Raw genomic sequence first — 21,804 nt, forward strand, 5'->3', positions numbered from 1 at the left:
CGATGCCCTCAAACCCCTCAGGGGGCTTCGAGCATAACAACCAGCCATATTTTCAAACCCCAAGGTTCTCCAAACCCTAAACCCCGAGCCTGGCGAAATGGCACCTTCTGCTCCCTTCTCCCCTTGCGGGAGAAGGGCTGGGGATGAGGTGGAAGCCAATCCTCAGGCCACGCTACGGGCCATCGCCTCCTGCTCCGCAGGCGGCTCACCAAAGCGCAGCACCCGATGACAGATCTGACGCAACAGCGCCTGCTGGTGGCTGAAGATCACCATGCCAAGCCCGCGCTGCTCGCACTCAATCATCAACTCCCGCCAGAGCTGGCGCTGGATTTGCGGATCCAGCTGGGCGGTCACCTCATCGGCAATCAGCAGACGGGTACGGGGATCGAGGGCGCGCAGCAACGCGATGCGGGCCAGCTCGCCGCCGGAGAGTTGACCGGGTTTACGGCCGAGCCACTCAAGTTTGACCATAAAGCGGGCAAGCATGGCCTCATCGGGGCGCCATACATCCCACAACGCCTGCCCGGTGGTGCGATAGGGATTGAAGGTGAGTTCCGGGTGCTGGGGCACCAGCTGGATAGGGTTATAACCTTTTACCTGTTCAGGTACAGGCTGCCCATCCAGCAGGATCCGCCCGCCAGCCCCAACCGGTTGCCAACCCGCCAATACCCGCCCCAGCGTGGTCTTGCCATGGCCACTCGGCGCAGAGATACCGAGTCGCTCGCCCGCTTTCACCGTCAGCGATAACCCCTGCCAGAGGGGACGTTCCCCCTGGGCGATAGTGAGATTTCGTACTTCAAACATCAGGAAACCTCCGGCACAGAGAAGAGCGCATTGAACTCGGGCAGCGCCTGCCAGTGGGTGCGGAGCATCTCGCTCCCCTGCCCCTGGCGCAGATGGTGGCAACTCAAGGTATCGCTCACCTGCCCCTGATGCAGCGCCACAATGCGATCGGCAAAGCGGGCCGCCAGCGCCAGATCGTGGGTCACCCAGAGGATACCGCTGCCATGATTGGCCAATTCACGCAACTGGCCGAGCAGCTGGCAGGCCAGCCCCTCGTCGAGCCAGGCGGTGATCTCGTCTGCCAGAATGTAGCGGGCACCGCCGAGCGCCGCAGTGCAGGCAAGAATGCGCTTGGCCATGCCGCCGGAGAGCTGGCGCGGGTACCTGTCCAGGGTGGTCGCGGGCAGCTGGTAGCGCAGCAGCTGCTCGCCGAGCCGCTCGCGAGAACCGCTCTGGCCGCAGAGACGTGCCGCACGGCCCAGCTGGCGCTCCACCGTCAGCAGCGGATTGAGGGCGCTTACACCCTGCGGCACATAGCAGAGGGTGTGGCCGCGCAGACCGGCCCTACTGGCATCACACAGGGGCACGCCATCGAGGGAGATGGTGCCGCGCATCCTCAGGTTGTCCGGCAGCAGGGTCAGAGCGCTTTGCAACAGCAGGCTCTTGCCCTCGCCGCTCCCCCCACCAGCGCCACTATCTCCCCAGGCGCCAGTTGCAGGCTGATATCGGTCAGCAAAGGCTGCCAGCTGCGCCGCCCCAGCCAGGAGTAGTGGGCCGCCTCTATGGTCACATGGTCAAAACTCAGCATGGTTCACTCCTGTGCCACAACAGCTGTTGCAAGGCGCGGGTAGCCTGATCAAACAGCAACACCAGCAGCAGCAACATCAGTCCCGGGAAGAGGGCTAGCCACCAGCCACCGCCGGCCAGATAACGCAGGGCATCGGCCAGCAGCAGGCCCAGCGAGGCCTCGTGGGCCGCCAGCCCAAAGCCGAGAAAGCTCAAGGCCGCGCTGTGCAGCACCGCATGGGGAAACATCAGCAAAGTCCCGATAAACCATTGGGGCAACAGCCCCGGCAACAGGTGGGTACGCCAGCGACGCAGCGCCCCCATCCCCTGACAGCGGGCCAGCACCACATAGTCGCTGCAGGCGATCCGCCGCGCTTCTGCGCAGAGAATGAGCGCCAGCTTGGGCCAGTGGGTGAGCGCCACCGCCAGGATCACCCCGCGCATACCACCCCCCACGGTAAAGCAGATAAGGATCAGCAGCAGCATATGGGGCAACGCCAGCATAGCGTCGATCACCATTCGCACCGCCGCATCACATCTGGGATGAACCAGCGAAAGGCTTGCCGCCACCATGGCCAGCAGGCCACTGCAGAGTGCCGTGCTGATGCCCAGCTCCAGACTGGTGAGGGTGCCCTGAAAGGCCCGCAACCAGAGATCCCGCCCCATCTGATCGGTGCCGAACCAGTGGGCCAGCGAGGGGGGCTGCTGACGGGCCAGCAGATCCATCGGCACATCCTGATGAGAGAGGCTCCAGCCGTAAGTGGCCAGCAGCGCCAATCCGAGCAGAGCAAAAACCAGCCGCAGTATGGAGGGAAACGGATTAAACAGCATGCTCACCCTCCCAGCCCCGATTGATGCGGGCCAACAGCACACTGGCCACAGTGTTGCCAATAAAGACCAGCAGGGTGCAGAAGAGCACTATGCCCATCAGCAGGGGGATATCGCCCCGCAGCCCCGCATCCACGGTGGCCTGGCCGAGCCCCGGATAGGAGAAGACCTTTTCGGCCAAGAGCGATCCGCCAATCAGCTCGCCAAGGGAGGCAAACTGCAGGCAGAGCGCCGGGGTCAGGGCGTGGCGCAGCACATGAAAACGCAGCATGGGCCAGCCGCCATCGCCCTGAGCGCGGGCGTAGCGAATAAAGTCGCTCTCCAGCACCTCGGCCACCCGCGCCCGGGTATGCAGGGCAATATTGCCCAGCCCGAGCAAGGCGAGCGTGGTCACCGGCAGCAGCAGATGACGCAACCGCATGACCCAATCCGCCTCATCGGCAGCCAGTCCCGGCGTCCAGGCGCAGCAGACCGGCAGTAGCGGCCAGTGCACCGCAAACAGGGCGAGCAGCAACAGGCCGACCCAGAAGGTGGGCAAGGAGGCGAGCAGATAGGCAAAACGGCAAATCAGGCGATCGGGCAAGCGGTTGAGATAGCGACCGGCGCAGAGGCCCAGCAAAATCCCGAAAAAGCCGGAGAGCAGCCAGGCGCCCGCCAGCAGCAGGAAGGAGGCAGCAAAGCGCTGGCCTATGACTTCACCCACAGGCGCGTTGTAGAGCATGGAGTAACCGAGATCCCCCTGCAGCACCTGGGTAAACCAGTGCCAGTAGCGCAGCCAGAGCGGTTGATCCAGCCCCCAGCGAGCGGCAATGCGGGCGTACTGCTCCGGCGGCACATGGAGCAGATCGTTGCCGATATAGGCCTTGATGGGGTCGATGGGGGAGTAACTCAGCAGCACAAAGGTGGCGACCGAGACCAGACAGAGCAGCCCTGCCAGACGCAGCAGGGCTTTTAGCAACAGATAACCTGAATGACTCAAAGGCGAACTTAACGGCACGTCCACCGCCAATCCTGCAGGTTGTTGAGCAGGGACCAGCTACCGTGAATTTCCGGCGCCCCCTTGCCAAGATCGATGCAGCGGTTGGCCAGATAGGTGTGCTGCACGTTGAGCAGCCAGGCCCAGGCGGCATCTCCCTGCACTCCGGCGCCCGTTTTGCCATCCCACTCCACCTGTTGCCAGAACGGCACGGCCGCCTGCCAGTTCGGAGCATCCAGCGCCTGCTTGAGGTGGCCATCCACCACAGGATTGCTGTAGTAGCCCGGGTTGTAGAACTCTACACCACCGGAGCCGCTCTGGTAGTGGTGATAGAGCTCCATGGGATCCAGACTCCCCCACCCCATCAGCACCGGATTGGCGTGCATCTCCCGCTCCACCTGCTCCCAGCTGCCGGACTTGAGGCTCACCTCGAGGCCGATGGGTTTGAGCATGGCCCGCACCGCTTCTGCCAAATCCCGGCGGGTGCTGTCGCCACTGGTGTACCAGAGGGTAACGGCGGCACGCAGGGAGCCCTTGTGGCGAATGCCGTCACTGCCCATCTTCCAGCCCGCCTCGTCGAGCAGGGCATTGGCGTGGGCCGCATCCCCATCCTTGAAGGCGGTGGCCTTGTTCAGCCAAGGCAGGCCTTCTACCGCGCTGTAGGCGGGGATGGCATGTCCTTCCAGCAGCTGGTCGGCCAGCAGCTTGCGGTCGATGGCGTAGTTGATGGCGCGGCGCACCGCCACATCCGAGGTCACGTCGTTGCCGATGGGATAACCCTTGGCATCCTTGCCGCCCGCAGGCGGAATGGGGAAGACGATACCGCGGTTCTCTACACTCGGCCGCACCCAGAGCTTGAGGGAAGCAGGCACGGTTGGCGCAAGCGACGGGGCGATGCGCACCACATCAAGCTGGCTACTCTGGGCAGCGGCATAGGCGCTCTCTTCATCGATAAAGACAAAGACCAGCCGTTTGAAATCGTTGTTGCCGCCGGCGTAATAGGGGTTCGCCTCCACCACCAACTGTTGACCGGGCAGGAAGCTCACCAACCGGTAAGGGCCGGCACCGACCGGCTTTTGGGCGTACGCTTTTGCGTCGTAATCCTGCTTCGACACTATCCCCAAGGATCCCAGCACGTTGACGAAGGTGCTCTGGGGGGCACTCAAGGTGATGGCAACTTCGGTGGGTGAGAGCACCTTGGCCGAGACAAAGTTGCCCATGTCGATCTTGCCGCCGCCCTGGGCTGCGCTGTTGTAGGTAAAGGCCACATCCTCGGCGGTAAGCGGCGCGCCGTTGGAGAATTTCAGGTCAGGCTTGAGGGTGATAAGCCACCCTTTGCCATCCTTGTTCGGGGTCACCGATTGGGTGAGCACATTCTGCCAACTGAGATCGGCACTATCGCCAGCAATCTGTTTGAGCAGCGGGCTGTGCAGCAGCAGGTAGCTGCCGTGACTCCAGCCAAGCAGAGGGTCAAACCCTTCGGTGGGTTCGGCTCCGATGGCGAGCTTGAGCTCGGCAGGCACAGGTTGGGCGGCGGCCAGCACCGCGTGAGAGGCAGTGCCCAGCAGCAGGGTCAACAGGGCGGTAGCGCCGGATCTGGCGTAATGGCGAAGGGAATTGCGAGAAACAGTCATGGGGATCCTTCTTGTTTTGTACCACTCACGGATCATCACTCAAAAAAGAGGCGCAATGCGTGTCTGAACATGGGAGTGAGGGGCCAAAATGGCCCCCTATTCTAAACTTGATTTCGCGTGAAACCTAGCGACTATGCCGGTTGACCGCGCCGGGCACCGAATAGCCGTCTGCGGCCCAGATCCACATCGCCAGCCCCTTGCTGCACCGGCAAGGAGAGCAGCATCTTGAGGGTGCTGCTCACCAGTGCGCGCCCCTCCCCGGCCCCGAGATGGGGATCGAGCGGCGACATCAGGGAGCAGGCCAGCAACTGTCCCGTCTCGGGCAGTTCACCCACCATAAAGGTCATGTTGCCGCAGGGGAGCTGCAGGGCGAGCCGATCGCTGCTGCTTCGCACCGGCCAAAGCTGATCCGGCCCCGGCAGCACCACCACGCTCAACATCCAGGGGGTGAGCACACAGCCGAGCCACTGACCTTCAAACAACGTGCACTCCGCAACTATGGGCATGGTGGCGTGATAGAAGGGCAACGCCTGCATCTCTTCGCGAGCGATCCGCTCGTACTGGGCTACCAGCAGGGGCGCGGGATTGCGGGCAAAACCGGCAAACTCCTGCGCCATCTCCGGTACTCTCTCCAGCACTCTATCAACCTCGCTTAAATGGGACTGCGCCATAGGCCCTCCCGCGCTTGTTCAGCTTTCTCCTGCTCAGAGAGCGGGATGGCGGGGGCACCGACACTGGCCAGCAGGGTCAAGATCCGATCCGTCGCCTCCCCCATGGCCGCCGCCACCACAGGGGTAAGGCCGATGCGGGGTTCGAGGGATTCGGGCTCTATGCCGATCAGGGTGAGCCGCTTGGGCGACTCCCCCGTCATGTGCAGCGCCGAGAGCACATCCGCCAGCCCCAGCTGATGGGGGGAGATCTTGCGGCCAAACAGGGTCGGGATCTCCTCATCTTTCAGGGTCACTACGGTGCCCGGCGGATTACCGCTGCGCACCGCATCCGCCAGAATGATGTGATCGCGACTGGCCATCGCTTCGAGCAATTCCATACCGGCGGTACCGCCATCGAGCAGCTCGATGCCGGGGGCGAAACGGTAGTTGCGCCCCAGCGCCTCGACGATGCGAACCCCCACCGCCTCATCGCTCAAGAGCAGGTTGCCGACGCCCAGGATCAGGATGTTCATCACAACACCTTCACCTGAGTCGTTTCACCATTTTGGGTATCCACCACATGCACCGCGCAGGACATGCAGGGGTCGAACGAGTGGACGGTGCGCACCACCTCCAGCGGCTTGGCGGGATCCGCCACCGGGGTGCCCACCAGCGCCTGCTCGTAGGGGCCTGGTTCGTCGTTGAAGTTGCGCGGGCCCGAGTTCCAGGTCGATGGCACCACCGCCTGATAGTTCTCGATCTTGCCGCCCTTGATGACGATCCAGTGGGAGAGCATGCCGCGCGGTGCCTCTTCAAAGCCCACTCCGCGAAACTCTTTATCCGCCGGGATCTCGGCCTTGATATAGGCGGTAGTGTCCCCCTTGCCGATGTTGTCCACCAGCGCCTTCCACTGATGGGACAGGGTATCTTTGAGCACACAGCAGCGCACCGCGCGACCGATGATGCGGCCCATGGTGGAGTGCAGCTGCTCGGTCTTGATGGCCGAGCCGGTGAGCGCCTTGTAGATGCCATTCAACTGGTCGAAATGCGCCACCGTCTCCGGGTGTTTGGCGGCCAGCTTCACCAGCAAGTCGGCAAGCGGCCCCACCTCCACCACCTTGCCGTAGAAGGTGGGGGATTTGACCCAGGAGTATTTGCCGTCATCCTGCCAGCCGGTGTAGTTCGGCTCGGTCTTGCCCTCCCACGGCTTGAGGGGCTCGTCATCCTTGTACCAGGCGTGCTTGTTGCTCTCGGCGATGCCCTCCATCAGCCAGCCATCCTGATGGCTCTCGATGGGGCGATAACCCGCCAGATTGCCATTCTCGATATAGCCGCCCGGCATCAGGAAGCTGCCGCCGTCACCGTCGGTGGGGAGCTCCGGCACGCTCAGGTAGTGCTTGGCCCCCTGCCCCAGACTCAGCCACTCGGGGTAGTGCGCGGCGATGATGGCGGCATCCACCTTGTAGACCTGCTCGATAAACTCGCCGAGCCGGTCGATAAAGCTCTTCACGTAGAGCAGCCGCTCCAGGTTGAGCACGCTCGGTGCATCCAGATTGATGGGGTTGGCCACGCCGCCCACCGCCAGATTCTGGATGTGCGGGCTCTTGCCCCCCAGAATGGCGACAATGCGGTTGGCATCGCGCTGGCACTCCAGTGCCTGCAGATAGTGCGCCACGGCGATGAGGTTCACCTCCGGGCTCAGCTTCATCGCCTTGTGACCCCAGTAGCCGTTGGCAAAGATGCCAAGCTGGCCGCTCGCCACCAGGGCGCGGATCTTCTCCTGCACCTTGGTCAACTCGTCGGCACTGTTAAGGGACCAGGTCGATACCCCCTTGAGCATGTCTGCCGCTTTTTGCGGATTGGCCTCAAGGGCCGCGGTGATGTCCACCCAGTCCAGCGCGGAGAGCTGATAGAAGTGGACGATGTGATCGTGGATGTTGTGGGCCGCGATGATGAGGTTGCGGATGTACTGGGCATTGACCGGCACCTTGGCGCCGATGGCGTTCTCCACCGCCCGCACCGAGGCGATGGCGTGAATGGAGGTACATACCCCGCAGATGCGCTGCACTATCATCCAGGCATCGCGCGGGTCGTTGCCCTTGACGATCTCCTCCATCCCGCGCCACATGGTGCCGGACGACCAGGCTTTGGTCACTTTACCGCCTTCGATTTCGCAGTCGATACGCAGGTGCCCCTCAATGCGGGTGATGGGGTCTATGGTGATACGTTGGCTCATACGTTGGCTTTCCCTCGGGCCTGATAATCTTGGTGAACACGTTCAAGTGATGGCAGTACCGGCAAGAGCCGGATCAACAGCAAATAGGCACACACCTCGATGGCAACAAAGCCCAGAGAGATCAGCACCTCCGTAGCGGAGGGGAAATAGTGGTAGCCATTGCCGGGGTTGAAGGCGAGCAGGGAGTAATCCAGTCGCCAGAGGGCGGCGCCCAGCAGCATGCTGAGGGCCCCCAGGAACAACATGCGCGAATCCCGGCGGCTCTTGTCCCAGTGGAACACCAGCAGCGGGAAGATCATCAGCGCAATCTCGCTCCAGAACATGATGGAGAAGCGATTTAACTCGGAGAGATACTCCGACTTGTCGTGGATGACGATCTCGGCAAAGCGCAGCGCCACAAACAGGATCAGGAAGATATCGATCACCTGGGTCAGTTTGTAGAAGAGCGACTTCTCGTTGGGGCCCCGCCCCGCCAATCCGGCCTGCACCAAAGAGCCCTCAAATACCACGATGGAGAAGCCCATGATAAATGCGGTCAGCAGCGAAAAGACCGGCAGCAGCTCGTAGCTTTGCCAGAGCGGATGGATCTTCTCCCCCGCGACGATCATCAAGGATCCCATGGAGGATTGGTGCATGGTGGGCAGCAGAGCCCCCAGCGCCAGCACGAAGAACATGATCTTGTTGAGGCGAATGAGGGACGCCTTCCAGCCGAACTTCTCCAGCAGCACGGGAGCGAACTCCAGTGCCATCACCCCGATATAGATGGTCATGCAGACCGCCGTCTCGAACAGCACCGAGGAGGTGTTGAAGTGACCGGGCAGGTAGAAGTACGGCAGGTTCCAGTAACGCCCCACGTCGATGGTGATGGAGAGGCCGCCCAGCGAGTAGCCAAACAGGCTCGCCAACAGGGCCGGTCGCACCAGCGGGTGATACTCGCCCCGGTTGAACACATAGACAGCCCAGGCCAGCGCCCAGCCGCCACAGGCGAAACCGGTGCCGATCAAGAGATCGAACGAGATCCAGAGCCCCCAGGGGTAGCCGCCATTCAGATCGGTGACCGAGCCCAGCCCGAAGACGAGGCGTTTCAAGATCAACATGCCGCACAGCACGGCAAAGGGGGCCAGCACCAGCACAGGCCAGCTGACCAGCTTGCCGCCGAGGGGATGTGCCTTGTGATTACTCATGATCCTTGCCTCCCTTTGTGGTGCCCTGATCCTTGATCTGCGCACTCCCCTGATCATGGCCATCATCGTGATGGTGATCGTGACCATTCTTGGTGTTGCGGCGGATCAGCACCGAGAGGCCGGTCAGCACCACCATGGGCAGCACCATCCCCTTGTAGAGGGTGTGCTGGATATGCTCGGAGCGGGCACCGGAGGAGAGCTCCGGCAGGTCGGGCATGTCGAGCCTGGTGTAGGGCACCCCGGCCAGCACCAGCACCTGGGTGCCGCCCCCCTCCTTCTCGCCATAGACGTAAGGCTGGTAGTGGGGCACTTCGTGCAGGTAAGGGTCGTTGGCAGAGAGGGTCTGGCGCGGATAGGCATATTCGCTGCCCGGAGTCGCCAGCAGACGACGCTTGGCTTCTGCCATCAGCTCCTCGCGGGTGCCGAAGATGACGGCGCCGGTGGGGCACACCTCGACACACCCAGGCAACTTGCCCTGATCGATCCGTTCAAGCCCCTTCTGGTTGCAGAGCTCGCACTTGTGGATCGCCCCCAGCGGATTGTCGTAGTCATATTTGGGCACATCGAACGGGCAGCCCACCATGCAGTAGCGACAGCCGGTGCAGACGCTCGGGTCGTAGTGAACGATGCCGGTCTTGGGATCTTTTTTAAGAGCCTGCACCGGGCAGACGGAGACGCAGTTGGGATCGACGCAGTGCATGCACTGCTTCTTGATGTAGGCGTAGCCATCCACCAGCTGATCCTTGTGCTCGCCAGTGCCGCTCTTCCACACCTGAATGATGTTGTTGGTGTAGGGGGTCAGCTTGTCGTTGTTGGACCAGGTTTGCGCCCCGGCTGGATTGGCCGGATTGCCGTTAAGGCGCTGACACTCCGCCACACAGGCCTGACAGCCAACGCAGAGGGTGGAGTCGTAGAGCATGCCGAGTGCGCCGGGAATGGGCGGCTTGTTCTTGGCCGCCGCCATTGCGGTGCCGGGTACGGCTGTGCCCGCCGCCAGCGCACCGACGGAGGCGAATTTGAGGAAGTTGCGTCTGTTCACGGTTACTCCTCCCGTGATGGGTGCTGCCCGGCTTCGTGGCGTTTCTGCTGGCGACCGAGTTCACGCACCGTCATCAGACTCACCCCCACCAACACCCCGAGGGCGCCACCGATAAGGCCGGTCGCGGTGGGCGAGGTATAGCCCCCCTCCTGAATTTTCACGTCGGGTTTATCCACCCGCGGGGTCGGGTTCTCGACCTTGGCGAGCTGGAAGATCCCCTTACTAAAACCGACCCCCTGCTCGTTGCAGCCATAACAGGGGTGACCGATGCCGACCGGCCAGATGCCGCCGCCCACATCGCAGAACTCCAGAGTTGAACAGTTGCCATAGGTCTCCGGCCCCTTGCAGCCCAGATGGTATAGGCACCAGCCCTGACGGTGGCCCTCGTCGCCAAACTCCTTGGCAAAACGCCCCGCGTCGAAGTGCGGACGACGCTCGCAGTTCTCGTGGATCAGCCGCTCATAGGCAAACAGCGGGCGCTTTTTGCTATCCAGCGCTGGCAGCTTGCCGTAGGTGATGTAGTAGGCAACCGTGGTGAGGAAGTTGTGGGGATTGGGCGGGCAGCCCGGGATATTGATGATGGGAGTACCGATATTGCCGAGGGCCTCTTCGAGGCTGGCCGCGCCGGTCGGGTTGCCGCCGCTGGCAGGCACTCCGCCCCAGGCGGCACAGGAGCCGATGGCAATCACCGCAGCCGCGTCGGCGGCAGCACGGCGAATATGGTCGACAATAGGCTCACCGGCCACCATGCAGTAGACGCCGCCATCCTTGAGCGGAATGGAGCCATCCACCACCAGCACATATTTGCCTTTATAACGCTTGATGGCGTTGTGCTTGTTCTCTTCAGCCTGATGACCAAAGGCCGCCGAGAGTACCTCGTGGTACTCCAGCGAAATGGTGTTGAGGATCAGGTTCTCGATGGTGGGGTGGGTGGCGCGCAGCAGCGATTCGGTACAGCCGGTGTGACTCCTGCGCCCCAATCCAGATCACCGGCGGCCGTTCGGGGCTGGTGAGCGCAGTGGCCATCTTGGCGACGGCATGCTGACTTAATCCCAGGGTTGCGGCCATCCCGGCACACAATTTCATAAAATCACGGCGATTAATCCCATGAGCCGATAAAAAATTATCCTCGACCATTCTACTTATTCCCGTAGTGAGCACTTGTTTGATAAATGCTTAATAGCGGAAATGCTAAGGACTCACCCACCCTGCAGTATTGATCTCTATCAATTTCGACCGGCTTACCCCTATTTTCATAGCGAGCCACATCACAAATGAAATTAATTACCCCCTAAGGGATATTTAGCGACACCGTAAATTTTATGAACTTAATTGGATATTAAATAATTAATCACCGCATATCCTCTCTTTCACTGTGAGCCAAATTAACATGATTGAAATCTTGGCTATACCGCTCATTTCACAATACTGATGCCCACCAATAAATGATCCGTTGAATATATCTTTACTCATCTCATTGCATATTTCATGCAGTCATCCACGGGACAACCTCCTGACTTGCCTCCCCACACCAGAACTGTCTCACGGCCAGCTGCCACCGGTAGCAAGCACGGCCTGCACGGCACGATTTACCTGCTGTCGCTTGATATCTGCTTGCATCTTGCCTGCGCTGAAGGGCGATGATTGCTCCTGCTAGCCCACACAGCACAACCCCGCTTGGCCTCCCTGCCGTTTAACGCAGCTTAGTGAAAAGATGCCGCCGAGGTATGCATATCAATACGCTCCCCCCACTCTTTATTGTCCTGGATGCTAGTGAGTAAAATATCGCGATCACGGATATGTTTACGCATCATCGTGAATCTGCATTCAAATTAATAATGAGAGAAAAGGCAAGGTGGAAGGCTGCCTGCAACATAGTGAACATATTTAACTCGCGATACATTCGCTCATCCGGTTACAGATGTTACCGCCCACATTTACACTATTTACCTTCACGTCACCCTGCGTAATTAACCAGAGCGTAAATATCCATCTCTATCGATATAGATGATAATTGTTCTTGTTCAATGGCAACCCTAAAAAATGAGTTGGGATGACGATGAACATGACAAGCGATAAGGGTGTTAACCATCACCCAAGCAGTGGTGCCAGCAACTGCAGCGCCTTATCGAACTCGAACTCGTTGACCGCCCGGCTCACCTCTTGAAATGCAGCACGCAGCGGCAATGCACTGCCAGCCAGATCAGCCTCAATCTGCTGACAAAGCGCCAACGCCAGGGCATCGCTCTGTGCCAGCAAGGCACCCAACTGCTGGAGTTGCGCCTCCAGCATCCCGGCATCGATGCCTCGGGAAGCGCCCATCGTCACAGGGGACACTGCCAGCGCGGCTTCCAGCCCAGACAGCAGGGGCTTCAGCTCGGCCATCAGGGATGGCAAGCGGGTTGCGACCCCTGCATCATCCCCCTCTTCACAGGCTTGCTCGAGCAGCGCCGCCTGATCCGCCACACCGGTCGCCCCTATGGTGCTGGCACTGCCCTTGAGGGTGTGAGCCAGACGCCGGGCCGTGACGTTGTCATCCGAGGCCCACGCCGAGTGGAAACTGGCTTCAAACCCCTGCTGCCCGTTACAAAAGCGCTGCAACATATTGCGGTAGAGCGCACTGTCGCCCCCCATCACGGCCATGCCCCACTGCACGTCAAGGCCGGGCACGCCTTGCCAAGGGGTCGCATCGTCAGTCACCTGCAACTTGCTGGCGGCAGCCAGAGGTCTGGCGGGTGTGATCCAGTGCGAGAGGGTCGCCAGCAACAGCGGCATATTCAAGGGTTTGGCGATGTGGTCATTCATGCCTGCCGCCAGCGCCTTCTCTTTATCCCCGGCCATGGTGCTGGCGGTCATGGCAATAATGGGGATCCGGGCCAGCGCCGGATCGGCGCGGATCAACCGGGTCGCGGTGTACCCGTCCATCACCGGCATCTGGCAATCCATCAGGATGCCGTCAAACCCGCGATCTTGCGCCAACAGGGCGAGCGCCTGTGCCCCATCGCAAGCACAGACCAGGGAAATCTGCTCCTTGCCCAGCAGGGCCAGCGCCACCTCCCGGTTCATGTCGTTATCATCCACCAACAGCAGACGAGCCCCCGCCAGCCCATGAGCGGGCAGCGCAACCTGATGATGGGGGCTTGCATCCGATAACGCCTCTCGTCCCACGGCATCGCCCCCCTGCGCCTTACACAATGCCTGACACAGTGCCTGCGGGGTAAACGGATGGGCCAGCACATCACACGGCGCCAACCCCAGCGCAGCAACATTGCTGGCAAGCGGTGCGGGATCGCCCGAGGTGATCAGCAAGATCGCGGGCGGCGCTGCCAGCGTGCCAACCTCCTGCAGCACCTCTGACAACCAGCTCTCCCCCTCCTGCCAGCCCAGCACAACTCGATCACAGGGTTTGCCCGCCGCGATGCCTTGATGCAGCAGTGCCAGCAGTGCGGCGGGCTCGTCCGCGCAGACAAGCTCAACAGGCAGCGCCGCCAGGTGGTGGAGAATGGCCGCTCGCGAAGCAGGACACGACTCCAGCAACAGCAGACGCTGCGGCGCCAGCGGCATAGCCACACGTAGCTCTTTCTCCTTACCCTGATCCGCCAGGGTGGCGAGACAGATACGGAAGTGGAACTCGCTGCCCTGCCCCGGGGCGCTCTCCACCCGGATCTCACCGTCCATCAGTTGCACCAGATTGTGCGTGATGGCCAAACCAAGACCGGTGCCACCATATTTGCGGGTGGTCGAGCTGTCAGCCTGTTCAAAGGAGTGGAAGAGACGCTGGCACTGCTCGGCTGTCATGCCGATACCGCTATCCTGCACACTGCCCTGCAGCCAGATCTTGCCATCTCGCTCGTTACTGCGGGCCAGCCGGACAATCACCTCTCCCTGCTCGGTGAACTTGATGGCATTGCTGGTCAGGTTGAGCAGGATCTGGCCAAGCCGCAGGGGATCGCCGCACAAACGGTCAGGCAGATCAGCGGCCAGATCGAACAGCAGCGCCAGCCCCTTTTCCCGCGCCCGAAACGCCGTAAGATCCGCCAGCCACTCGAACACTTCGTTGAGCTGGAAATCCACCTTCTCCAGTTGCAGCTTGCCCGCCTCCATCTTGGAGAAGTCAAGGATGTCGTTGAGGATCCCGAGCAGGTTGTTCGCCGCTCTGTCTATCTTGCTCACATAGTTGTGCTGCTCGGGGGAGAGGTTGGTTTGCAGCACCAGATGGGCCATGCCGATGATGGCATTCATTGGCGTGCGGATCTCATGGCTCATGTTGGCCAAAAATTCGCTCTTGGTTCGGGTGGCATCTTCGGCGATCTGCCTAGCTTCTAGCATGGCGGCCTCAGCCTGCTTGCGGTCGCTGAAATCGAAGATGATCCCGTCCAGATAGATGGCCTTACCCTCGGCATCATAGGTGGCGAGTCCGATGGAGTAGACCCAGCGGAGCTGACCCCAGCGATCGAAGATGCGGTACTCGTTGATGTATTGCCGATGTTCGGCAATGGCATCGATGGTGTTGCGGTTGCTCAGTTCGAGGTCATCAGGATGGATCAAGTCACCAAAATCGCGGCTGTTATCGACAAAATCGCTGGCGGGATAGCCGGTTAATTTTTCCGCCTCGTCGCTGACGAACAACATGGTCCAGGGATGATGAGGCAAGCAGCGATAGACCATACCCGGTACGTTGCGCACCATGGACTGGATCCGCTGCTCGCTCTCGTGCAGCCGCTGGCGATCTGCCGCTATCCGGTCATGAGCCTCCCGCATGGCCTGCTCGGCGGCACGGATCGGGGTGATGTCGACCAGGCTGCCGACTGCACCGCTTCGCTCGCTCTCGGCAAGCTCAATCCCCGAGAGAAAATAGAGCATGTCCAGAGGACGGCCATCCGGCGAAAACAGGCGCACCTCATGCTGCGTTCTGGCCTGGCTGCCAGCCACCCTCAACAAGGTGTTGTCCTCATCCGCCGAGTCCAACCCGGCAAGTTGGGGCAACTCCGCCAACCGCTTGCCCTCGAGCGGGCGGGCACCACCAAATGAGCTGGTAAAGGCGCGATTTACCCCCAGCAGGCGACCCTGATTATCGGTATAGAAGAGAGGATGTGGCAGGGTATCGATCAATGCCTGCTGGAAGGCAAACTGTTCGTTGCGCTCGCGGATACTGCGGCGACGCAACATCCGCCCCTGCCAGAGCAGGGCCGAGCTCAGACATATCAACAGGGCGGTGCCGAACAAGGCCACTCGCCGCCATCCTGACACGGCCTGTTCCACATTGCCCAACAGCAGCAGCGTCCACTGCCCTTTGGCATCGTGCCACTCGATAGGCATGCGGCTCACCAGATAGCTATCTTTCCCTATCCGAACTTCACTGCCATCGAGTGCAGGCAGGACCACCGGTTTGCGATCCGGGGCAAAGTAGTGTCCATATAGGCGAGAGGCAAAGAGCTGCTGTTGCCTGGCGGCAGAGTTCGGCCCCACCACCGCCATTTGCCAGTCGCTCTTGTTGCTGGCCATCACCACTCCATCTGGCGAGACCAGCAAACCGATGGTATCGCCCCACCCGGCCAGAAAGGTATCGAGCAGCGCCATCTCGTAACGCGCCACCACCACCCCAGTAATGTCGCTTCCTTGCGCCCGATCGTGAGAGACTGGCGCCGCCACATAGATCATCCGCTTGCCGGTATTGAGGCTAACCCCGGCATCTACCGTTTCCAGCCCCAGGATCCCTTGTCTGAAGTAAGAGCGAAACGACACATCCTGCCCGACGACATGGCGACCAAGCGCATCCCAATCACGGACAATCACCCCTGCTTTATTAGTAACAAAGGCATGATTGGCCTTCACCCCCTGCGCCAACACCTGCAGAGCTTCGCTCGGGCTCAGCTCCCCCCGCTCGAGCAGTGACGATTGCTGGATCTCGCGGTTGAGGCGGCCAGCCAGTTGCACTGCCCCCATCCCCTTGCTTGAGAGGGTCAGTTGCTGCAGATTGTCGCCCTCGCGCTGAATGCGGGTATCCAGCGACTGGCGATACTCCTGCCGCTCCAGCTCCAGATAGAAGGCATCGACCAGCGTGGCCAACATCAGGGAGAGCAACAGCACGGCAGCAATGTGCCAGAGACGCGATTTCATGGTTGACAGCATACTCCATCGTTCTGCCTGACCATCATCAGCACCGCCTCACAGGTGAAGACGTGCAATAAAAGGCACTCACCGAGCAGCGCATTCATCAACTTGTGGCAGCCACTCTTATCATCAACCAGCAGCACCATAGGATGAGCCGCGCTCGGGGTAAGATGTTCCATATCTAGTGATTCTCCCTGCCAAGATGGAGGATGGCGACCCCTGCCAACCTTTCTCACACCATAACGGATCCCCCGACAGGCAGCCATGACAACCCAGTTGAAATGTGCGCACAACCCGACAGGAGCCAGCAACTCACAAGGGATAAATCGGATACAAGAAAAAAGTGGATATGGGGTAATGGCGGTTGTACACCATCAGAAGATGGGTCAGCACCAACGGTATGATGATATCGGATTGCTCTCTTTATCACGTTAGGTGATGAGCCAGCTTGCAGATTTATATTTCCAGCGCAAGGTAGCAGAGGTATCGGTTGACCAGGGTCATGCACCCTATATTATCATGCTCAAAATGAGCTGGCAGGATACAGCGACAGATGGGCACATCAGATAGCCATATGGACATAGCAAAAATAATTTCCGGGCCCACGCTGGTACTGGAAAAAGATAATGTGCACAGCGATGCGCTATGCAATCAGTTACGAGCCATTGGCATAAGCCAGATTACGGTGGTGGAGAGTGTCGAGGCGCTGGAACGTTGCGTGGCTGATGGCCCTGCCGCCATGATCATCTGCAATATCGATCTCGATTCGGCAAACTTGCTCACGCTGCTGAAAAATATTCGCAGTAGGGCACCTCATCACACACTGCCATTTTTGACCCTGACCTCAGGGACAGATCGCCCATTGATCGAACAATTTGTCCAGGCGAAAGTCTCTGACATTATCTTGACCCCGCTCAAGCCCGATACCCTTAAAACCAGGATCACTCGGCTGCTGTTGGCAACCAGCCAGTCGCAGCCCCCACTTTCACAATTTGAATTCGGTCGTTTGCACCGTTTTTCCAACAGCGATCTGGTCGCCAGCAATCAGGATAGTCCCACCATTCTGGTGGTTGACGATGTTCCAGATAATTTGATGCTGATCACCTCGGTATTTCGCAAAGAGTTTCATCTCAAGTTGGTCAAGGATGGTGAAAAAGCGATCAGGATCTGCCAATCGGATAATCCACCCGATCTGGTGCTGCTCGATATCATGATGCCCAACCTGAACGGATTCGATGTCGCCAGAATTTTGCGTGAACATCCCCACTCAGAGCACATCCCCATCGTCTTTATGACGGCACTGGATGATATCTATTCCCGTAAACGGGCGATGAAACTGGGGGCCGTAGATTTTATCACCAAGCCGATCGACATCGAGATGCTGCGTTTTCGCATTGCCAATCTGATGCGGCTGGTGCATGCCAGAAGAGAGCTGCAAAAAGAGTTCGATCAGATGCTTGAGCTCAATGCGCTCAAAGAGAGCCTCGAGTTCAATATCCGCTATGAAATTCGGGAGCCCCTGCTCAACGCGCTACACCTGCTGGAAGAGCTGGCGGCCGACTCATCGCTCAACATGCTCCAAAAAACCCAGCTATCCATCACCAGAAAATCTGTAGGCGATGCACTGGCATTGACCCGGCTGGCCAGCGAGATTTACCAGATTGAAACCGGCACCTTTGTTTTGAAAGCGGGTAAAGTCCAGCTCTTTAATATTTTCAACCGGCTTTCGGTGCAATTCAAAAATCTCTATGCCGAGAAAAAGCTAGATATCAAGCTGACCAAACCCAAAAATTACCTCTATGATGAGCTATTCATCGCAGGTGACGAATTTCTCTGTTATTCCGCGTTTCAAATATTGACACGGCTCGCTTGTGAGCATGCGGCACCCTCCTCCTGCGTGGAAATTGTCTGTCTGAAATACCCCGACAGCATTATTTTAAATATTGATAGCTCGACCTTGCTGGATATCAATAATGTCCTCTCTCTGTTCGACAGATTCCCATCCTCTAATAACAACAAAGAAGCACACAGTCACAATGGCTATCATGGCAAAATCATGCTGGAAGCCCATGGTGCCACCGTTACTGTGTCGCTGGATGAAGAAACCAGGCTGCTGAATATCTCGGCGCACTTCCCGCAAAAAGAGGGTTTCAATCCATATCCAGAGTGAAAAGAATCACGATCACAGAACTCTGCGGTAACATCGCCGTGGATCATTTTTGGCTACTGCGATGGGTGAATAAAAAAAAGGATTTATCACCCCTTTCCATTTATCGTCATCTGGTGGTTTACGCAACGGGGTCTCTTTAATGCAAGCAGCAAGGGCGAACACCATGAAGCTACCTATTATCCTGTTGGGCTATCTCATTTATACCCCACTCAACAAACCCATCCATTTAAGGAGATAACATGAATCTCATTCGCCGCGTTATCCCCTTGTATGTTCATATTGCCCATCTGTTTCTGGGTTTATTGCTGGTGTTTGCCTTGATCACTCTTGGTCACCAATATCGGCAAACCAAAACCATGCTGATGAAAGAGGCTGAAGACAGATTCACCCTGATTGGCCAAATCACCACTCAGGCTTTAGAAGGGCTGTTCAGCACCTCAGCTTTAAGCGTCAATCTGCTCGCCCAACAGCGCCTGACCGAAGCCAAGACCCTGTCAGAGCGAATGGCCAGCCTTCCCTACATGACAACCCTGCTCAAAGGACAACCTTCTGCCAACGCGGTGTATGCCGGTTACAACAACGGCGATCTATTCTGGCTCATGCGCTGGCCTGCCGACACCGAGGTACAACACCTAACGCCGCCCGCCAATACCCGCTGGATCGTGAAGAGCATCCGGCATCAAGAGGCAACCACTCTTACGGAGACCTTCGCGCTGGCCGACAATCTCACCATCATTGAACGGCAAGAGGAATCAGGACAATTTTTTGATCCAATAGAGCATCCATGGTTTATTCAGGCCAAGCAGAGTGGACAGTTGGTGCAATCCCCTCTCTATATCTCGCACGATACTCAGGAGATGTACCTGAGTTTTGCCGAACCAATGCAAAATGGGGCTGGCGTCATAGGGATGAGCCTGAACCTCCGAGCTATCGAGCGCCTGCTCAAATCCGCCAAGATAACCCCCAATATGCGTCTAGCCATCGTCAATGAGCAGGGCGAGCTAATGACAAGTCATAAAGGTGGGATGCTGATTCATGAACATGGCGCTTATCGACTTGCAAGAGTGACCGAAGCCGACCTGCCTATGATCCAACACTTGATGAATGCCAGTCAGAATCAGAAGGCAGATAGTCTTTCCTTTAAATCAGAGGGCAATGATTGGCAAGGAATGCGTATCACTTTACCGGAAGCCGATGGGTCAAAATTAACCCTCTGGATTGCAGCACCTGTCGATGAGTTGCTGGCCACCGCCTTCACCATTCGCAATCAGACCTTCCTTCTGTCGGGCATCTTCCTGATCTTTGCCCTGTTCGCGGCCATCAAGCTGGCCAGAACCGCCGCCAGGCCCCTTGATGACCTGACTCAAGAAGCAGGAAAAATCGCCCACTTCGACTTCAACGATCCGATCCGAGTCAACTCCTATATTGCTGAAATCATCGATCTCTCCCAGGCCATGGGCGACATGAAATCGACCATCCAGCGCTTTTTGCAGCTTTCCACCTCCCTCTCCAGCGAGACCAGTTTCCCCCGCTTGCTGGAGCGGCTGCTCACCGAAATGCAGCAACTGACCGGTGCAACAGGCTGCATGCTCTACCTCTCCGATAGCGGCAACAAGACACTGGATCTGGCAGGGTTGTGCTGGAATGGCGAGGTGCAGGAGCAAACGCCGATCCACAGTATCGGAACCCTCAATCAGCCAAAACATCCACTGTTCCAGAGCTTGCAAGGGGTAGAACTGGAACCCGTTGCATTGGTCACCAGCGAATTGCAGATCCTGTTTCCCTACGTCGAGGAGAGCGACACACCACTGACCTTCTGGCCGATTGCCCTGAAAAACCGTGATGGCCAACTGCTCGGCACCCTGGTGTTTCTGATCGATGAACGGAAGAAGTCACTGACCCCGCAGCGGATGGCATTTGTCAACGCGCTCTCTTCCACAGCCGCCGTGGCACTCACCACCCAGCGACTGCTGGAGGAGCAGCGCAATCTGCTGGAAGCCTTTATCCAGCTCATCGCAGGGGCCATCGATGCCAAGAGCCCCTATACCGGTGGCCACTGTCAACGAGTCCCCGAACTGACCAAGATGCTGGCAGAAGCGGCATGTGAGGCCAAGGAGGGCCCCTTCCAACACTTTTCGCTCGATGAAAAACAGTGGGAAGCAATACATATCGCGGCTTGGCTGCACGATTGCGGCAAAGTCACCACTCCGGAGTTTGTGGTCGACAAGGCCACCAAGCTGGAAACCCTGTGCGATCGCATTCACGAGGTCAGGATGCGCTTTGAAGTGCTGAAACGGGATGCCGAGATTGCCTACTGGCAGGCACGTCTCCATGGGGGTGATGAGGCCACGTTACAGGCCACGCTGCAACAGCAGTGGCAACAGCTGGATGAGGAGTTTGCCTTTATCGCCCGTTGCAACGAAGGGGACGAATTTATGGCCACAGAGGATATTGCAAGGCTGCAGCAGATCGCGGGCCGCACCTGGCAGCGCACGCTCTCCGATCGGATTGGGATCTCTCAGGATGAACTGGCGCGCAAACAGCGGGCCGCGGAGTCACCGCTGCCGGTCACCGAACCCTTGTTGGCCGATCGCCCGGATCACCTCTTCACCCGCAGCAACCGCGACCGCCTTGCCCCTGACAACCCTTGGGGATTTCAGGTCAACACCCCTGAATACCTCTATAACCGCGGCGAGCTCTACAACCTCGCCATCCGCCGGGGCACCCTCACAGATGAGGAGCGCTACAAGATCAACGAGCACATGATCCAGACCATCATCATGCTCGAAAAACTCCCCTTCCCCGCCAACCTGAAACAGGTGCCGGAAATCGCAGGGGGACACCATGAGAAGATGGATGGCACTGGTTATCCCAAGCGGCTGAAACGGGACGAGATGAGCATCCCTGCCCGGATGATGGCCATCGCCGATATCTTCGAGGCGCTGACCGCCGGCGATCGCCCCTACAAGAAAGCCAAATCTCTTTCGGAGGCCATCCGCATCATGGGATTCATGCAACAGGATCACCATATCGACCCCGAGCTGTTTGCGCTCTTTCTCCGCTCTGGCGTCTACCTGCGCTATGCCAAGCGTTACATGAGCCCGGAGCTCATTGACGAGGTGGATATCAGCCCCTATCTCGCCAGCCATTGATCGCCGCGAGGCACTCTGGGTTACCTGATGCCTGCAGTCTGGGGATCTGCATGCAGACCCGCCGTCTTGCCACCGGTGGTCACCCCGATGCGTAATAGAGATGAGGAGGATATGCACCGGACAGCCATGCTAGTCCTCTCCATGGCACCTTGTTCTGACTGACCTTACGGTCACTTGCCAATAACGGTAATCGAACAAAAAAACGATAAAAATCAAGATAGATAGCCAAATGAAATGACATAATTGACTATA

At 58.8% G+C, this 21,804-nt stretch carries 13 protein-coding genes and 2 pseudogenes; 2 read left to right on the forward strand and 13 right to left on the reverse strand.

The genetic code is table 11. The features are described from left to right. Window positions 1–162: 162 nt before the first annotated feature. From ACTG2O_RS15890 to ACTG2O_RS15950, 13 genes and pseudogenes are all read right to left on the reverse strand, one after another. Complete coding sequence (locus tag ACTG2O_RS15890) at window positions 163–804, reverse strand: ATP-binding cassette domain-containing protein (RefSeq protein WP_439976312.1); 642 nt, start codon at window positions 802–804, stop codon at window positions 163–165. After that, window positions 804–1,591, reverse strand: a pseudogene (locus ACTG2O_RS15895) (ATP-binding cassette domain-containing protein). Before ACTG2O_RS15895 ends, ACTG2O_RS15890 begins: the two are co-directional and overlap by 1 nt. Continuing rightward, window positions 1,585–2,400: an ABC transporter permease gene (locus ACTG2O_RS15900; protein ID WP_208736287.1), complete on the reverse strand. Its 816-nt coding sequence runs from the start codon at window positions 2,398–2,400 to the stop codon at window positions 1,585–1,587. Before ACTG2O_RS15900 ends, ACTG2O_RS15895 begins: the two are co-directional and overlap by 7 nt. Continuing rightward, window positions 2,390–3,400 carry an ABC transporter permease gene (locus ACTG2O_RS15905; RefSeq protein ID WP_208736286.1) on the reverse strand — a complete coding sequence of 337 codons (1,011 nt, stop codon included), beginning with the start codon at window positions 3,398–3,400 and terminating at the stop codon, window positions 2,390–2,392. Before ACTG2O_RS15905 ends, ACTG2O_RS15900 begins: the two co-directional genes overlap by 11 nt. Beyond that, window positions 3,385–5,007 carry an ABC transporter substrate-binding protein gene (locus tag ACTG2O_RS15910; RefSeq protein ID WP_439976313.1) on the reverse strand — a complete coding sequence of 541 codons (1,623 nt, stop codon included), beginning with the start codon at window positions 5,005–5,007 and terminating at the stop codon, window positions 3,385–3,387. The genes ACTG2O_RS15905 and ACTG2O_RS15910 overlap by 16 nt, the downstream gene beginning before the upstream one ends. Window positions 5,008–5,138: 131 nt before the next feature. Then, window positions 5,139–5,678 (reverse strand): hydrogenase-2 assembly chaperone, encoded by a 540-nt coding sequence (gene hybE / locus ACTG2O_RS15915; protein WP_439976314.1) that lies wholly within the window; start codon window positions 5,676–5,678, stop codon window positions 5,139–5,141. Then, window positions 5,660–6,190, reverse strand: a complete 531-nt coding sequence (locus tag ACTG2O_RS15920) for a HyaD/HybD family hydrogenase maturation endopeptidase (protein WP_064337829.1) — start codon at window positions 6,188–6,190, stop codon at window positions 5,660–5,662. Before ACTG2O_RS15920 ends, hybE begins: the two co-directional genes overlap by 19 nt. Then, the gene (hybC, locus tag ACTG2O_RS15925) at window positions 6,190–7,893 is read right to left on the reverse strand and encodes a hydrogenase 2 large subunit (RefSeq protein ID WP_439976315.1); all 1,704 of its coding nucleotides are present in this window, start codon (window positions 7,891–7,893) and stop codon (window positions 6,190–6,192) included. Before hybC ends, ACTG2O_RS15920 begins: the two co-directional genes overlap by 1 nt. Beyond that, window positions 7,890–9,077: a Ni/Fe-hydrogenase cytochrome b subunit gene (hybB, locus tag ACTG2O_RS15930; protein ID WP_439976316.1), complete on the reverse strand. Its 1,188-nt coding sequence runs from the start codon at window positions 9,075–9,077 to the stop codon at window positions 7,890–7,892. The genes hybC and hybB overlap by 4 nt, the downstream gene beginning before the upstream one ends. Then, window positions 9,070–10,116 carry a hydrogenase 2 operon protein HybA gene (gene hybA, locus ACTG2O_RS15935; protein ID WP_439976318.1) on the reverse strand — a complete coding sequence of 349 codons (1,047 nt, stop codon included), beginning with the start codon at window positions 10,114–10,116 and terminating at the stop codon, window positions 9,070–9,072. Before hybA ends, hybB begins: the two co-directional genes overlap by 8 nt. Window positions 10,117–10,118: 2 nt before the next feature. Next, window positions 10,119–11,253 (reverse strand): annotated as a pseudogene (gene hybO, locus ACTG2O_RS15940) (hydrogenase 2 small subunit). Window positions 11,254–12,207: 954 nt separating this feature from the next. Continuing rightward, window positions 12,208–16,236 (reverse strand): ATP-binding protein, encoded by a 4,029-nt coding sequence (locus ACTG2O_RS15945; protein ID WP_439976319.1) that lies wholly within the window; start codon window positions 16,234–16,236, stop codon window positions 12,208–12,210. Beyond that, on the reverse strand, window positions 16,233–16,409 hold the full coding sequence (locus tag ACTG2O_RS15950; protein ID WP_439976320.1) for a hypothetical protein: 177 nt from the start codon (window positions 16,407–16,409) through the stop codon (window positions 16,233–16,235). Before ACTG2O_RS15950 ends, ACTG2O_RS15945 begins: the two co-directional genes overlap by 4 nt. 374 nt (window positions 16,410–16,783) lie before the next feature. Here ACTG2O_RS15950 and ACTG2O_RS15955 point away from each other — a divergent pair, with 374 nt between their 5' ends. Continuing rightward, window positions 16,784–18,400 carry a response regulator gene (locus ACTG2O_RS15955; RefSeq protein WP_236285549.1) on the forward strand — a complete coding sequence of 539 codons (1,617 nt, stop codon included), beginning with the start codon at window positions 16,784–16,786 and terminating at the stop codon, window positions 18,398–18,400. A gap of 239 nt (window positions 18,401–18,639) precedes the next feature. Then, on the forward strand, window positions 18,640–21,552 hold the full coding sequence (locus tag ACTG2O_RS15960) for an HD domain-containing phosphohydrolase (RefSeq protein ID WP_439976321.1): 2,913 nt from the start codon (window positions 18,640–18,642) through the stop codon (window positions 21,550–21,552). Window positions 21,553–21,804: the final 252 nt, after the last annotated feature.

This window comes from Aeromonas sp. 61P (genome assembly GCF_051919545.1).
Classification (GTDB): domain Bacteria; phylum Pseudomonadota; class Gammaproteobacteria; order Enterobacterales; family Aeromonadaceae; genus Aeromonas; species Aeromonas veronii.